The organism is Micromonospora sp. NPDC047738, assembly GCF_040642675.1.
Taxonomy (GTDB): domain Bacteria; phylum Actinomycetota; class Actinomycetes; order Mycobacteriales; family Micromonosporaceae; genus Micromonospora.
Genome location: NZ_JBEYSO010000062.1, coordinates 1 through 14,875 on the forward strand (window position 1 = coordinate 1; position 14,875 = coordinate 14,875).

Sequence of the window (14,875 nt, forward strand, 5' to 3'; positions counted from 1 at the left end):
CGCCGATCGCGAGCGTGCGAAAAGCCAGTAACAGTCTCTGAGTCGAATTCCGCTCGGCCTGGGTGTGCGCAGATTTGGAACCGAGGCATCCTGTCATCGGCACGACCGGACAGTTTCGACGCCGTGGCCGACTACTCAGCGCGACCGCCGGGTCGGCGGCCAGATGCGTGCACCTGACCTTGGTTGATGCGCGGCTGGCGAAGGATCAGTCCATGTTGCTCTCCGTTTTCTTGGGCTCGATCACCCCGCTGGGGCGGCGAGGAAGGATTCGACGGCGGCAACAAAGGCTTCGGAAGCGTTGTGGTGGATGTGGTGCCCGGCCGGAATCGTGCGCAACGTGGCGGTGGGGATAAGGGCGGCCATCCGGGCGATCATGGCTTGTGGCAGGTGACTGGTCGGTCCGCCAGCCAGTACGAGGGTTGGCGCTGAAATGGTGTCGAGGGACTGCCACCAGACCGGATCGGGCGCGTTGAGCTCGCCGAGTATGGACGGTCGGACTTCCCGGTCGTAGTACGGTGCCGAGTCGTTCAAGTCCGTCGGAACGGAAAGGCCGAGCGGCACCGGCGGCGGGCATTCCTCGAGCACGAGAGCGACCGTCCGCTGCGGTGCTGCCTGGGCCGTCAAGAGCGCGGTGAATCCGCCCAGCGAATGTCCCACCAAGACCACACGGTCCAGGGCCAAGCTGTCGAGCAGCGCCAGAACGTCATCACGCAGGGCGGTCATCGAGTAAGTCCCGGCTCGGCCGCTGCGGCCCATGCCACGCATGTCCGGCAGATATACGGTACGGCGCTCGGCGAACGCCGCAGCCACGTTGTCCCACGCTGTGCCGTCGCTGCCTCCGCCGTGCAGCAGGACCATCGGTGTGGCCTGGGCGGTCGCATCTGGTCCAGCCTCGATCTTGCGGTACGCGAGCCGGCCCCATCCGACGTCCACGTTCCGGTACTCCAGCATGGCGGGGAGTCTAACTTGACCTTCATCGCGTACAGAGTGGCGTGGGGCCGCCGCTGGTCGGTAACGGGGAAGGTGTCGAGGACGAATGAGCTGCGCGATCGAGCCGGGCCGCTGGCCCTCATGCCGTGCTGTTCTGCCTGGGTCGGCCGTCCGACCTGACGGGCCGTGATGTGTCGTTCCGGAGAAGGTACCGGCTACCGAGACTCGGCGTATCCAACTGGATCACCAGGTCACCCATTGATTAGGGTTAACTGCGCTACGGCTGGCGAGCTTCGGAGTCGGGAGGGTTGGTGGAGACGACATCCCACACTGCGACGGTCCGGTTGCCGGGCTCCAAATCGGTGACCGCGCGGGCCTTGTTCCTGGCGGCTGTGGCGGACGGTACGAGCCGGCTGATCACGCCGCTGGAAGCCGCCGACACGGTCGCCTTCGCCGACGGACTCACCACGCTGGGCTTCCCGGTCGACCGGGACGGTGACGTCTGGAGTATCACCGGAAATCCTTCCGGGCCACCCGCCGAGACGGCGGTCGTCTGGTGCCACGATGCCGGCACCGCGGCGCGCTTTCTGCCCGCGCTGGTGTCGCTGGGCGCAGGCAACTTCGTCATCGACGCGAGCAAGCAGATGCGGGCCCGTCCAATGGGCCCGCTGCTGCGGGCACTTCGGTCTCTCGGCGTGCGTGTGCAAAGCGCGGACGGCAACCGGCTGCCCCTGCGCATCGACGCCGACGGCGTGGAAGGCGGCGTGGTGCAGGTGGACGCGGGAGCCTCCAGCTTCGCCCCGATGCTGCCGCCGCCCACTCAAGCCTAGTTTCATGTCAGTGGGTAACCGGACGCCACGCCGTGCGGTCAACGGTCCGGTGCCCGCAATTCCTCGACTAACGCCACGATCGCGGGATCCATCGGCGCTCGTACGTCCGTAGGCCGCGTGACCTCGTCGCCCTGAGGGTCGTAGATGGTGAGGTCGTATCGGCGGGCGAGTTGGTCAATCAACTGCAACGCGGGCGTGCTGCGTTCGCTGAAGCTCAGATGCATGCTGACGTGGTCGATGCCGACATTTAGCGGCATGTCCATCCACGGGGAGTCGTGAGCGTACGGCGGGAGGTCCGGGTAGCGGGCGCGGAGGTTCTCGTAGAACCCAACGATGCGTTCGTCCAACTCGCCCTCGGGGTGATGCAGGCTTTGGCAGCGTTCCGCCATAGCCCGTACCGCGACATCGGTCGCGCCCGGGTCGACAGCAAGCACGACGAGACCGAAGCTCATGGGCCTATGGTGCCCCACAGCCGCCGGTCCGTCGATCAAGTCCTCAACGAGGCAACCCGCACCGAGATCGGGTGCGCGCTCATCGGCAGTTTCGAGCGGTAGCCACCGACGTCGAATTACGCCGCGTGACGCGTGGATCGCGGCAGATCCGCTTATCCCGGTTGATGACATGGTGTTGGATGCTTCTGTGATCGACTGGCGGTCGGTGCGGGATGTCTCGGGTGGTCCTGGCGTACGGATCGGCAGGCTGCTCGACGGCATCGAGCACTATCCGACCGCTGAGGCGTGGGACGAGATCGAGCGTCGGCTCGTTGTCGAGGCCGAATGCTGGTGCTCAGCCGGTTTCGCCGCGCTGCCCAGACTCGCCGAGCCGGCGCAGTCCGGCACCGAGGAGCATCAGATTCGGGCACTGCGGCTGGCCGCGACGATCGTGCGATCCCTGCATCGGTGCCATCGGTACGACGACATCGTTCGCGCCGGTGCGGAGGCCCTCATGGCGTTGCATCGCGTCGCCCGGAACCGACCCGCGGTCCACACCGGACGGGCATTCGTGGCGCAGCTGAAGGATACGCTCGCGTTCGCCGGATTTACGTTCTGGGCCACGATCAGCCTGGACTTCACCGACGAGCACTACCACCTCGGTTGCCCGCACTGCGCCGTCAGTCTGGCAGTCGTCATCAGCGACTACGGCCACTACACCGCGATCCGAGACTACAACGACGGCGACATCCACCGTGTCGCGCTTCGTCCCGCCACACCGGGGGACCTGACCGGGATCGGCCGATGGATGTACGACACCGCCGACGCCGCCGGCGAAACCGTGCTCGCCGACGGCCTCACGTACCTGTTCGGCCGAGCTACCTGCAGCATCTGCGGCTGTGTGTTCAATGTGGCCGAGTGGCTGGAGGCGGAGAATAGCCCGAGTCAACCCATCGACACGGTCGTGCCGCGTACCGACCGCTCGACCTGACACGGCGAACGTCGGCAACTGGCAGCGGCAAGCCGCCCGGGACTGACGTCGGACCGACCTCCAAACACCAAGATCGGACGCACGCTCATCGGCAGTTCAGGATGCTTGACCGTCGCGAAGCGCCGACCACCCGCAGTGAGGGGCGACGCGCGGCTGACGCGCACGGACGGCGGCAGATCCGCGCACCTGATGTTGGTGAGGCGCGACCCAAGCGGCGCTACTGCCTCTGGCAGTGGTGCTGCAACACCCCATCCTTGATCTCAACTTTGGTTGAGGTTGCAGGATGGCAACAGGCCTGACCCGCATGTTGAGGAGTATGTACGTGAGTACGGATACCAGCTTCTACTCGATCATCGACTACACGGTTGACGGCCTCGGTACCCAACAGGAATTGGTAGCGGTTTTCGCGGAGATCCAGGAGCGCTGGGTGCGCTTTTATCCTGGCTACCAGTCGGCCCGCTTCCATGTAAGCACCGACGGCACCCGGGTGTACAACATCGTGCGTTGGGCCAGCGAGGCGGACTACCGCAACTTTGTGGAGACCTCAGATACCGAAGGCCGGATGGCCGCCATCCGTAAGGCCCTGGAGGGCCTGTCCGGCAAGGCCGAGCCGCGCATGAGTGGCGTTCCCACCTACACCGTCGTCCGCGAGGTTGGTCCGGGACCACAGCGTCTCGACGCCTAACCGAATGGACCACACCCGGTGTCTGCCTCGGCTGGGGAACACGGGCCGAGGCAGACACCGGGTGGCCGATAGCCACCTCACCGAAGGACGTTCATGAGAGTAGAGGTCTACGCCGATGTGCTGTGCCCGTGGTGCTATATCGGCAAGAGACGCCTGACCGCCGCGCTGGAGCACGTCACCGAGCGGGACAAGGTACAGATCATCTGGCGCAGTTTCGAACTGGCACCTGATGAAGGCCGGACCCCCGGCCTCACCGCCGCGGAGGCCATGACGGGTTGGTGGGGGGATCAGGCGCCGACTCGGATAGCCAGAATTGAGGCTCTGGGCGCTGCGGAAGGCCTGACGATCAACCTGCATCGGGCCCGACCGGTCAACACCTTCGACGCGCACCGACTGTGCCACCTCGCCGCTGACCGAGGCCGAGCCGACCAGATGATGGAGCAACTGCTGCGCGCCTACCACACCGACGGGCTCAACGTCGCCGACCCGCAGGTCCTGCAACGCCTCGGCGGCGAGGCAGGGCTCGCTGACGCCGAGGTCCGCGCTGTCCTCAGCAGCGACGACTACGCCGAAGACGTCCGAGCCGACCGGCGTCGCGCGGCCGAACACGGCGTCACCGGCGTCCCCTCGTTGGTGATCAATGGCGGGCGCCCAGTGTCGGCCATCCAGCTCCCCACTCAGCTTCGTCGACTACTGGAGACTGACCGCCCTGTGCGGGGCGCCAGGCCAGACTTCAGTGGTTAATCGAGATGATCACCTGCACTGACATCGGCTACGTGCCCGCCCACGTGGCCGCTCTGGTCCGTGGCTGCCCGCTACGCGGAGTGATCGCTGCGGTCGAGCCCGCGCGCTCGATCGGCGGCAGACGTGGGCGCGCACGCTGGCCGGCTTGTCAGCTGTCGAGCAGGCGGCTCCAGTCGACGGTTTTGGCCCACTCGGCGAACGTGTGCCACCGCACGGCCGGGTACTGCTCCCGCAGCGCTGTGATGTCGAGGAAGTAGGTGTTGTCCTCGAAGCGCTGGAACATGTTCGCGACCTCGTCGCCGGCCCAGCGGCGTACCTGGTCGACGGGCAGCTGCTGGTAGGGAATGTCGCGGCCGAGGACGTCGCTGAGTGCTGCCGCGGCCTGTTTGCCGGTGACGCTGTCCGAGGCTAGGTCGATCCGTTTGCCGACGAACTGGTCGGGTTTCTCCAGGGCATGTACGGCCATGCCCGCGATGTCCAGGACCGTCACTTGGTCCAGGTTCTTGTCCGGCGACAGGGGCATCGCCAAGACACCCTCACGGAGACGGTTGAACGCGACGTTGAGGGTGTTCTCCATGAAATACGTCGGGCCGAGCACCGTCGCTGGCAGGTCCCGGTCCCGCAGGTACGCCTCGACCAGCTGCTTACTGCTGGCGTGCGCGACGTTGCTGTTGACGATGCGATCTGCGCCTCGCACGGAGGAGTACAGCAAGTGGACACCGAGCTGCGCGGCAACGTCGATGAGTAACCGGCCCTGCGCGACTTCCTGCTCCTTGCCACCGGCTCCGAAAGGCACCGACAGGCCAAACACAGCGTCCGCGGCTGCGGCCGCCTTGGTCAGCGCGGCGGCATCGGCAAGATCGCCGGGGGCAAGACGGGCGCCCTTTGCCGATAGGCCCCGCGCGGCCGGCGACTCGGGCGAACGGACGTAGGCGATCACTTCGTGACCGCGCTCGAGCAGCAGGTCTGCGACGGCTCCACCCTGTCTGCCGGTGGCACCGGTGACAAGAACCGCAACCATGACAACATACCTCCCAGCACGAATGAGCGAGTGGTCTACTGTGGAGCCAGCAGGGCGGCGAGCTGCTCTCGACACCGCTGCCTGTACTCCGCTGAATGCGGCTTGACGCCGAGGATGGCTTCCACAAACTGCGGCAACGCCACCGGCGCGAAGGCAAGAACGTGCGACAGCAAAAGGATGAACTCGGCCTCCACCACGTCGGTCAGCTCGCCGGCGGCCTGGCGCCGGCGGATCGACGCGATCGCCTCGGCCGTGCCAGCCTGCTGCTCCCGGTGGCCGGGCGCGCCCGCGTCAGGGCTGTCACCGAGGCTGCGCCAGATCACCAGGCGAGACCAGTCGGCGTTGTCGAGGGTGTCGTCGAGGTAACCGGCGAACGACTCGTCGAAGGACCGGCCCGCCGGCGTCAGTGACGCCTGGCGTTCCCGCCAGCGGCGGCGCAACTCGTCGAGGACCCCCTGCTTACCGCCGAAGTAGTAGGAGATCAGCTGCTGATTCACCCCGGCCCGCGCGGCGATGCCGGCCGTCCGCGCCCCCGCGTACCCCTTGGCGCCGAACTCCTCTAACGCCGCCTGCAGTATCCGCTCCCGGGTCTGGTCCGCGGCCTTGCCTCGCTCCTCCGGCTTGGCTGCGCGCCGGGGTCGACGTGCTTGCTGATCTGCTTCCACGCGAGGACCGTAAGCCGTCAACCATCTGCATGACAATCGTCATGCAGATGGTTGAGACGCGGCCCACGTGAGTTGAGACGCCACACGGGTGACGGCAATGCTCCCGCGCTCAGCCCTGGCCATCGTCGACCTCTCGCAGTTAACTGCCGCTGAACGGGGACACATGTCGGCGCACGCTCATCGACAGTTCCGCGCGTTCGCTGTCTGCGGCATGGCCGAGCCGCCGACGGTAGAGCCGTCACATCTGGCAGCGATCGGATCGCGGCAGATGAGGATGCCGACGCTGAGCCGGACGTCGATCCCAGATACGTTCGGCCGATGGAAGACGAGTTGCCCAGCGGCGGTATCGAGGTGCAGTCTGGCAACGTAGCGGCACTCGAAGCCCGCTGGGCCGACTGCTGGAAGCCGCGCGATGTCGCACGCCGCTTGGACGGGATATCCGCGCCTTGGTATGTAGCGGCAGGCTGGGCGCTGGACCTGTTCCGCGGTGAGCAGACCCGCGAGCACCACGACATCGAGATCGCTGTGCCGGTCGGGCGGTTCCCAGAGATCCGCGAGCGTTTCGCCGAGTTCACGTGCGACGCAGTTGGCGCCGCTCGGATCTGGGAATCGGCGACGCCACAGGTGCTGACTGCCACTCGGCAGACGTGGCTGCGCGAGCCAGAGACGGGACGTTACCTGCTTGACGTCTTCCGTGAGCCGCACGACGGCGATGTGTGGATCTGCCGGAGAGACGAAACGATCAGGCTGCCCTCTGCCGAAATCATCCGGCACACCTCGGACCGGATCCCGTACCTGATCCCTGAGCTCGTTCTTCTCTTCAAGGCCAAGCACGTACGCCCAAAGGATCAGGCGGACTTCAACGCCGTTCTCCCGCTGCTGACTCATACCCAACGCGAGACGCTGTCCGGGCTGCTGAAGCAGGTGCATCCGGGACATGCCTGGCTGGCGGCCCTGCAGCCCGGGCCCTACGGTGCGCCCCGGCAACAGCGACCCAGAACGGCCTCTGCCCCCATTCCAGCAGATCGCCGCAGGAGCGGCACCGGCAAGCATCACGAAGGGGTAGCGCGCGAACCGCGGCCATGAGAGTGAGGCTGATCTTGGCTGGATTGTTGTCGGCCGGAGTTGTCGTATCCGGGCTGCGTTGTTCGTAGCTAGTGTGAGCGGCCGCCCACGAGGGCGCGCGGTCACGACCAAAGGAGCGACCGATGCAGCACCCACCGGCCAAGATCCACCGCATGTTCGAGCTCGTCGAGCCGATCGCCACCGTCACCTTCTCCGAGGTGCCGAACGCGGCGTTCCTGGCCTTGGGTATGCGCAACTACTGGGACGGGTACTTCGCGGGCCGGGCCGCGCCGCTGGGTCTGGCGCCGGCCGAGGTGGTGCACGCGGTCTTCTACAACTTCGCCGACGGCGAGGTGGCGCGCCACATCCCGTGGGTCTGGGGGAAGACCACCCCGCAGGAGGCGATCGCCGTGCGCGAGCGGGGCAGCGCCGCAGCGCTGCGGCAGAGGATCGGGCAGCTCGCCGACTCCCCCGGTCTGGTGCGGGCCGCCGGCCTGGCCACCCGGGCAGCGGTCAGCGCGCCGACCGAGGGCCGCGCGCTGTACGCCGGGCTGCGGGCGCTCGACGTGCCCGAGGAGCCGGTGGCCAGGCTCTGGCACGCGGCGACGCTGCTGCGGGAGCACCGCGGGGACGGCCACAACGCCGCCCTCCTCGCCCACGGCATCGGCGGCACCGAGGCCCACGTCCTGCTCGCCCTCTCCCTCGGCATGAGGGCGGAGGAGTTCGGCCGGACCCACCACCTGCCCAAGGCACAGCTGGCCGGTGTCGTCGACGGGTTGCGCCGCCGTGGCCTCGTGGACGCCGCCGGCGGGTTCACCGACGCCGGCCGGGAGACCAAGGAGCGGATCGAGGCCCTCACCGACGAACTGGCGGCGCCGGCGTATGACGTGCTCACCGCCGACGAGCTCGACGAGCTGATCGCGGGGCTCGAGCCGATCGCCGCCGCGGCACAGGAAGTCTACGACTGAGCGGACGCGTCAGGCGACGGCCACGAGATCAGACGATTGCTGCGCGCGGTCACTCGCGTGCGCTGTCCGGTAGCGAGCACACTGCGGCAGAAGAGTACGTCCGCGCGACGCCTGGTCGACGCGTCAGGCAAAGGCTCATTGAGCAGCGGGATCTGCTCGGATTACAACTCTGGCAGATATTGGATTGGATGAACCCCCAGCCGTTTGAGGATCTGGTTGGCCCGCTTGAGGTACTCACGAACGGCTTGGTCGAAGGCACCTGCGGGCAGCGACCAAGCGCTGTCCTGCGGCTCGCCCAGTCGGCCCAATGCGGGAGGGATCGCCTCCATCCAGCCGAACAGGCCGCGTCGTTTCACTCGCTGTCGGTACAGCGCCCGGCCAGCCTCGGTGAGCCAGTATCGGTCGGCTTCGACATCCGCCCCGATCAGGCCCACGGCGAGCAGCCGGGGCACTGCGCGCGTGAACTCGGCTTCGGTCAGAATGGCGTGGTTGATGCGGTCGGCCTTCTCGATGATCTCGCTCAGCGTCCCTGATCAGCTTAGCGATCCTGAATCGGAATGAGTTTCCGGGATCGTTTCCCACCGTGGTGGAGATGCATGGACGTGGAAATGGAATCCCGCGCCCAGTGCGGCTCCTCGGGGCCGGTGGCCGGCGGTGGTGGGTGTGCTGATCGTGTTCACGCCCTGGTGTCGGTGGGCTGCGCGGGGCAGCCTGCGATCCGTTGGTGCGTGTCCCTCCGGACGCTTACCCACCTGACCGTGGGGCCGGGTGGGGGAGGGTGCCCTGCGTCGCCTGGGCGCGGGGCGTGGTGGCTTGCGCCGGGTGGGGCCGGCCTTCGACCGATCCCTCCGACTGGTCTTGAAGGTGCTCGGGCTGACAACGGCGGTGGCTTCGAGCCCGTCGACGACCGAGCGGATCACCATCGCGCCGCTGGTCTTGTCGATGACGGTCTTGGCCTGATGGGTGAGGCCGCGGGCGGCGATACGCCGCCAGGCTCCGTGGTCACGGTCGCCCTGCCAACCGCACCCAGTGTTGGGGCAGATGGCCCACTTCCATCCCGGTGTGGTGGGCCGGTCGGGGGCTTTACGGTGCTGCAGCGGGGTCAAACATTGCGGGCAGTGCTTGGACGTGTTCCGGGCGGGGACGGTGACCACGGCGATCCCGTGCTCGGCGGCGAGGTGCCGCATCCGGTCGCTGATCTTTCCGCGGACCTGCTGGGACAGGCGGGTGTTCAGGCTGTGCCCCATGCCCCGCGCTTCCATCGACCGCAGGTCTTCCAGGTAGATGACGGACGCCGCAGCGGCGATCGCCTGGTCCACCGTCCAGCGGGCGGCAGCCCAGGCGAGCGCGTCGTTCAAGTTTTGGCGGCGAGCGGACACGTGCCGGATCTCGCCGGCCAGCGCCTCGTGTTTCGCGCTCATCTGCTCGTCGGGGCGGCCGCCGAGCAGCCGCGCGTACTGGTCGGCCTTCGCGTGCAGCCGTTCTGACAGGCGCCGGAGGCGGTGCTGCTTGGCCAGGACCCCGGCGGCCCGGAACTGTCCACCAGCCCCCAACGCCGTGATCCGCCCATCCTTACCCAGTCGCAGGGCACCCGCGCTGAGGAGCGTGTTGAGGCCCCAATCCACGCCAACCGCCACCGAGTGACCGGTGGCCCGGGCCTTCGGCACGACGTGCGTGTATGCCATGTCGGCACGCACCGTCCCGTCGGTGACGCGCAGGGTGGGCAGGTGCAGCACCGCCGAGGCGGGAACCGTGGGCGGCAGGCTGATCGGACACTCGACCCACGTCCAGTCCCGATACCCTCGCGGATCCGGACGGGTGGGCAACTGCAGCCGCAGCAGCGCCCTGCCCGGGTCGGTATCGCAGCGCTCGATCGTGGCCTGCTGGCGGTCACACGCGGCCAGCAACAACATCCGCGGAATCTGCGGGACGCCTTCGAGTTCGAACACGTCCACCGGCAGGCGACCATTGGCGTTGAGGAAGGTGACGGCCTGCCGGGTGCGGCCCTTGATGATGTTCGAAGGCAGATGCTGCCCGCCCGGGATCGCCTGGCGGACCTGATCCCACTCGGCGGGGGTGCGCTTGCGCGGATCAGCCGGCCAGGCCGTCAGGACCCCGGCGGTCACCTCGGCGCGCCACTTCACCGAACGCAGCGCACGCCCCGCCTGCTCCTGCGCCATCCGCACGACCCGGTCATTGACCCGCACACCCCGAGGCGGGGCGACCGTCCACCCCAGGCGCCGCAGTGCGGTCCACGCGTGCGACGGCAAACGCCGCCCACCCGCATCCACCCCGCCGGCCAGTACCTCCACATCCACGCGGTTCCAGTGCTCGCCGATCAGCGCGGCCACCATGCCCGCCACCAGATCGGCACACCAACCCACCCGCTGCACCAGCACCGCCTGAGACAGGACCTCGCCGGTTTCCTCGTCCACGCCGACGCGCAGCACAGCGCGGGCACACGCGGTGCGGGCGGCCTCACCCTCGGCCAGCCGCAGCTTCCCGCTCACCGACTCAACACCGATCCACAAAACCGGCCCTCACCGCCGACCCACACCACCGGAACCATCCCCGAGCCAACCCAAACGTGATGCGCCACAGTGTGAACACCGACACGCTTCCCGGCCCTGGAAAGCCGAAAACGTTCCACACAGGCCAATCTATGATCATTGATCATCGATAATCAAATCGGTTAGCCTGTAACCATCGTCCGGGCCTATGCCTCCGATCGAAGAGAAGACCCAGGCATCTGAGTCTGACCACGTGGCCATGCTGTCAGAGTAGGAGATAGCCGTCGCCCTCGATGGCTCACCGCGCGACCAGCGGCATGACCGGATGTTCGTGTCCTCCACGGCCGTCCGGCCATGAAAATCATCAGATCACCGAGGATCACGCGGTGATCGTCAAGGGAACCGGTAGGCCCTGCTGCACCTCGAGGACCGCCCGCTCGCCCAGCGATTGAGCCAGATCGACGGTGGTGGTACGTCGCGCGCCCATGTCCGGGCATGTTTCGCCGGCCGCGTGGGGGTGCTCGATGACGATGACGACGACCGCATTGGCCGACTCGATGGCCTCCGCACTGTAGTCGGCGCCGCACGGCTTGTTTCCCGGGCTCGGCGCACCGGTGAAGGTGACGGTCAGCTGGCGGCTGTTCGTGGTCGTGGTCGCCGACTCGATCGCCAGGCCGGCGGGTGCATTGTAGGGATCCCACGACGGCGGCGTGACCTTGACCGTGGCCGAACTGGCGACCGCCACCCGGGTCACCCGTGCCGCCGTTCCCTTCAGCGTGTACTCCCAGGCCGGCACGGTCGCCGGGCCGTGTGTGGTCTGGATCCGTGCCGTGGTCAGGCGCGCACCGGTGACCTCCAGCGGTACGCACTCGGGGCAGCCCCCGGCACCCGCCACTGCCAGTTGCTTGAGTGCTTCGTCGGCGGAGAGCAAGGGAACTTCCTGGGCCGCACCGCTCTCCCACACCACCTGTCCGGTCGGTTGCCGGAGGGCGGGCAACGCGTTGGCGGCGAGGACCCGGCCGGACATCAACGCTTGTTTGTTGTCCCCATTAGTGGGCTCCCAGTCGCCGACCTGACCGGTCAGGTCCCCCACCGGAACGAAGCGCTGCGAGCCGCCAGCATCGAGGACTGCCTTGTCGTATCGGGCCAGAGCGTCACGCGCCTGCTGGCGCTGCCTGTCCAGCCCTTCCCCACCCGGCCCGCTCCAACCCGTGTCACAGCCAGCGAGCACGGCCACCACCGCGATCCCAAGCATCCAACGCCGCCGAGCCATCCCCGCTCACCTCCATGACCCTCTATCGACAGAGTCCCACGAGGGTCCAGAAAGAGAGACGGCTCGACACCGAATCGAGATTCGGCACCGCCTTCGTGAGCGCCATCGCCGTGGCCCCGGCCGGGTGCCTGCCTAGTCGCGGTAACCGCAACGACACGACCGGATCGCACGCTCATCTCGGCAAATCCGGTCGTCCGGGACGCGCTTCAGCGGCCATGACAGTGTGTTCGCTGTGGGTCTGCGCGGCCATGCATTCTCGGGCCCCTGACGCCCGAGGTTGGGCGAGTTCCTATTCGGTTGCTGTGGTGGGTCTTGGGGCGGCGGCGGGGATTGGTGGAAGTCGGCGCAGTGCTCGGGTGGCTAGGACGGCAAGCGGTACGCCCACCGCTAGGACGGCGATGACCTGCAGGGAAGCGATCGCGGTGAGGGTTGGGCCCTGTGCCTGGTCGCGGTAGTCGAGCAGGGTTACGACTCGCAGGGCGATCGTGGTTGCGGCAAGCAGGGTGAGCGCCAGTGACCATGGCAGTGTGCGAGATGGACGACGGGTTACTCGAACGGCCAGGTAGACCGCCATGGCGGCAGTGATCGTCGTGCAGTACAGCCCAGGCCAGTCCAGCAGCCTCAGTGCCGGTTCGGTCTCCTCGATGATGAACAGCGGCACGGGGACCAGGATGATGCCGATCGGCAGCGCGAGGAGCCAGGGCCGGCGCGGCACAGGTGGGGCTCCGTGGTGAAAGGCCGCCATGGCGAGTAGCAGGAAGACGTCGAAGAGCCGCATCGCCCAGGGCGACACGGACAGCGGTGCGCCGCCGGCGGCTTGTTCCACGGCGGTGGTGATGGCGGGAGGCACGATAGCGAGCAGGGCGACTGCCTGGGCCACGCGGCGGTGGCCGAGGACCAGCGCGATGTAAGCCGGTAGCCAAGCGTAGCCGGCCAGGTTCCAGGCGGTATTCCAGATGCCCGACGGTGGAGTGAGTGCCCATTCGGGTGCAGGGATCGGCAACCAGGCGATCTTCCCGGACAGCCACAGTGTGACGGCGATACTGGCGGTGACCATGACGGCGTGGGCCAGCATCGCCATCAGGGTCGCCAGTCGCACGGCTTGCCCCCAGGCGTACGAGCGGGGTGGCGCGTCAGCCCCGCCGAGACGCAGCCGAACGGCGAGGGACACGATGCTGGCGACCTCCGACAGGCTCGGTCGGCCATGGTCCGCGGCGTACTCGGCAGCGTCGGGATCGCCGGTGTCCATGCTGTCCAGGAAGGCAGCGACCATGTCGTCTTCCCATTCCTGCCGGTAAGAGACGGGCAGCAGTCGCAGAATGACCCGGTAGCGCTCCTCGAGCCGGCTCACGACAGCGTCGCTCCAGTGATCCGGCTCCGCTGGCCGCGCAACCGGGCCGAGGCGAGGCGCGCGTTGGCAGCCAGCCGTTGAGCCTCTGCATCCAGGGCCCCGCGGCCTTGCTCGGTCAACCGGTAGTACCGGCGCAACCGTCCCTGCCATGCCTCCTCACGGTCCAGCTCGACCAGGCCATCACCGACAAGCCGGTCCAAGACCCCGTACAGGGAGCCGATCTTCAGCTGCACCCGCCCCTGCGACAGTTCTGCCACCTCCGCGACGATCCCGTAGCCATGGCGCGGAGCATCAAGCAGCGCGGTCAGGATGAAAAAGGCCGGTTCCGTCATCGCCCGAGAACTCATCCACCCAATATAATTGAAGGCAAGATATGCTGCCATGCCGAGTGCTAGATCACGTCGGTGGATCCAGGGTCCCCCGGGCGCGCAGAGTCGACGACGGAGGAGTGATCATGGGCGACGGTGATGCGGCGGACGGCGGAGACCTGGGCGGGCCGGATTTCACTCCTGCGATACCTGCAGTGGAGAGCAATGTCGTCGGCGCCCCACCCACCAACCGAGCCATCGTCCTCGGTCCCGGATACAGCGGTCACGTCGTACTGACCCGGACCCACAAAAGTTCACCCCGCTCCCCCCACTCGCAAGCAAACACCTCGGCGGCGGAGCGAGAGGACTCCCGGGCAGCGCACACCGATCATCCGTAACGGGGGCCGGAAGCCGAGCAAAACGACCGCATCTCGGCATGATCGGGTGCACTGATCTCGGCATGACCGAGCGGATCGCGGCTACCTATCGCGTGTGGTCAGCGCCCGTTGGCTGTCGGGCGCAGGCAGTCCCGTTGCGGTATGACGCCGAGTTCAGCTGTGCTGAACCCACAGGTTTTCCTCGACATATACGCCGCGGTCCCGTTCCCGATCGATCAGCACGAGGTTGAGTGCACCGGGGACCACATACTCCCGGGTAACCGGAAACACCATGTCCGCCCAGCTCTCCCAATCAGCGACGCTTCCTTCAATCACCATCGACCTCTGAGCTGGACAGAGCACGCGGGCCCCCATGCGTTGGTGGGTGCGGACCCACGGATCGATAGAGAGTCCGTCCGGACGGGTCCACCCGGCGTACTCGGCCATCGACACCATCGGGTACCGGTGCTTCCACGTCGGTCGAAGCGGAGCGACCACATGCGCGAAGCCGTCGCTGTGCGCTCGTCGCGCCAACTCCTCAAGCACGACACCGGCCATGCCACGCTTGTCATGCGATGAGCCCACGGCCACCGCCATGAAGCTCAAGCTTGTGGGCTCGATTCCCGCTTCGCGGCCTTCCACCGCACGGATCAACGCGTCGTCGTAGCCGGACGGCAGGTCGTCGACGGTGCCATCCCAGGCCATCGGCACTCCCCATCCACCGGC

The 14,875-nt window shown here is 67.4% G+C and carries 16 protein-coding genes; 7 read left to right on the forward strand and 9 right to left on the reverse strand.

The genetic code is table 11. The features are described 5' to 3' along the window. Nucleotides 1-240: 240 nt before the first annotated feature. A complete protein-coding gene (locus ABZ783_RS36765) occupies nt 241-951 on the reverse strand; it encodes an alpha/beta hydrolase (protein WP_357447628.1) in 711 nt (236 codons plus the stop codon). A 290-nt stretch (nt 952-1,241) separates the two neighbouring features. Here ABZ783_RS36765 and ABZ783_RS36770 point away from each other — a divergent pair, with 290 nt between their 5' ends. Continuing rightward, complete coding sequence (locus tag ABZ783_RS36770; RefSeq protein ID WP_357447631.1) at nt 1,242-1,760, forward strand: hypothetical protein; 519 nt, start codon at nt 1,242-1,244, stop codon at nt 1,758-1,760. Nucleotides 1,761-1,798: 38 nt separating this feature from the next. Here the strand turns inward: ABZ783_RS36770 and ABZ783_RS36775 are convergent, their stop codons facing one another. Further along, complete coding sequence (locus tag ABZ783_RS36775) at nt 1,799-2,212, reverse strand: hypothetical protein (protein ID WP_357447635.1); 414 nt, start codon at nt 2,210-2,212, stop codon at nt 1,799-1,801. Between the two features lie 187 nt (nt 2,213-2,399). Here ABZ783_RS36775 and ABZ783_RS36780 point away from each other — a divergent pair, with 187 nt between their 5' ends. The 3 genes from ABZ783_RS36780 to ABZ783_RS36790 all read left to right on the forward strand — a co-directional run bounded on the left by ABZ783_RS36780 (nt 2,400) and on the right by ABZ783_RS36790 (nt 4,611). Then, nucleotides 2,400-3,182: a hypothetical protein gene (locus ABZ783_RS36780; RefSeq protein WP_357447638.1), complete on the forward strand. Its 783-nt coding sequence runs from the start codon at nt 2,400-2,402 to the stop codon at nt 3,180-3,182. A 316-nt stretch (nt 3,183-3,498) separates the two neighbouring features. Next, nucleotides 3,499-3,867: an antibiotic biosynthesis monooxygenase gene (locus ABZ783_RS36785; protein ID WP_357447676.1), complete on the forward strand. Its 369-nt coding sequence runs from the start codon at nt 3,499-3,501 to the stop codon at nt 3,865-3,867. A gap of 93 nt (nt 3,868-3,960) precedes the next feature. Continuing rightward, nucleotides 3,961-4,611 (forward strand): DsbA family oxidoreductase, encoded by a 651-nt coding sequence (locus tag ABZ783_RS36790; RefSeq protein WP_357447641.1) that lies wholly within the window; start codon nt 3,961-3,963, stop codon nt 4,609-4,611. Between the two features lie 148 nt (nt 4,612-4,759). Here the strand turns inward: ABZ783_RS36790 and ABZ783_RS36795 are convergent, their stop codons facing one another. Both ABZ783_RS36795 and ABZ783_RS36800 read right to left on the reverse strand, forming a co-directional pair. Beyond that, nucleotides 4,760-5,632 carry an NmrA family NAD(P)-binding protein gene (locus ABZ783_RS36795; protein ID WP_357447644.1) on the reverse strand — a complete coding sequence of 291 codons (873 nt, stop codon included), beginning with the start codon at nt 5,630-5,632 and terminating at the stop codon, nt 4,760-4,762. A gap of 35 nt (nt 5,633-5,667) precedes the next feature. Continuing rightward, nucleotides 5,668-6,297 carry a TetR family transcriptional regulator gene (locus ABZ783_RS36800; RefSeq protein WP_357447647.1) on the reverse strand — a complete coding sequence of 210 codons (630 nt, stop codon included), beginning with the start codon at nt 6,295-6,297 and terminating at the stop codon, nt 5,668-5,670. 318 nt (nt 6,298-6,615) lie between these two features. On the opposite strand from ABZ783_RS36800, the gene ABZ783_RS36805 reads away from it, so the two are divergent. The 3 genes from ABZ783_RS36805 (at nt 6,616) to ABZ783_RS36815 (ending at nt 8,863) form a co-directional block, all read left to right on the forward strand. Further along, nucleotides 6,616-7,383, forward strand: a complete 768-nt coding sequence (locus ABZ783_RS36805) for a hypothetical protein (RefSeq protein WP_357447650.1) — start codon at nt 6,616-6,618, stop codon at nt 7,381-7,383. 122 nt (nt 7,384-7,505) lie between these two features. After that, nucleotides 7,506-8,330: a MarR family transcriptional regulator gene (locus ABZ783_RS36810; RefSeq protein WP_357447654.1), complete on the forward strand. Its 825-nt coding sequence runs from the start codon at nt 7,506-7,508 to the stop codon at nt 8,328-8,330. A 188-nt stretch (nt 8,331-8,518) separates the two neighbouring features. Next, a complete protein-coding gene (locus ABZ783_RS36815) occupies nt 8,519-8,863 on the forward strand; it encodes a hypothetical protein (protein WP_357447657.1) in 345 nt (114 codons plus the stop codon). Here ABZ783_RS36815 and ABZ783_RS36820 read toward each other — a convergent pair whose 3' ends face one another. From ABZ783_RS36820 to ABZ783_RS36840, 5 genes are all read right to left on the reverse strand, one after another. Further along, nucleotides 8,864-10,840: a zinc ribbon domain-containing protein gene (locus tag ABZ783_RS36820; protein WP_357447660.1), complete on the reverse strand. Its 1,977-nt coding sequence runs from the start codon at nt 10,838-10,840 to the stop codon at nt 8,864-8,866. A gap of 379 nt (nt 10,841-11,219) precedes the next feature. After that, complete coding sequence (locus ABZ783_RS36825; protein ID WP_357447663.1) at nt 11,220-12,077, reverse strand: hypothetical protein; 858 nt, start codon at nt 12,075-12,077, stop codon at nt 11,220-11,222. Between the two features lie 325 nt (nt 12,078-12,402). Continuing rightward, a complete protein-coding gene (locus ABZ783_RS36830; RefSeq protein WP_357447666.1) occupies nt 12,403-13,464 on the reverse strand; it encodes a hypothetical protein in 1,062 nt (353 codons plus the stop codon). After that, entirely contained in the window at nt 13,461-13,811 is a 351-nt protein-coding gene (locus ABZ783_RS36835) for a PadR family transcriptional regulator (RefSeq protein WP_357447670.1), read from the reverse strand. The genes ABZ783_RS36830 and ABZ783_RS36835 overlap by 4 nt, the downstream gene beginning before the upstream one ends. A gap of 512 nt (nt 13,812-14,323) precedes the next feature. Further along, a partial coding sequence (locus tag ABZ783_RS36840; RefSeq protein WP_357447673.1) for a hypothetical protein occupies nt 14,324-14,875 on the reverse strand: 552 nt, incomplete at its 5' end.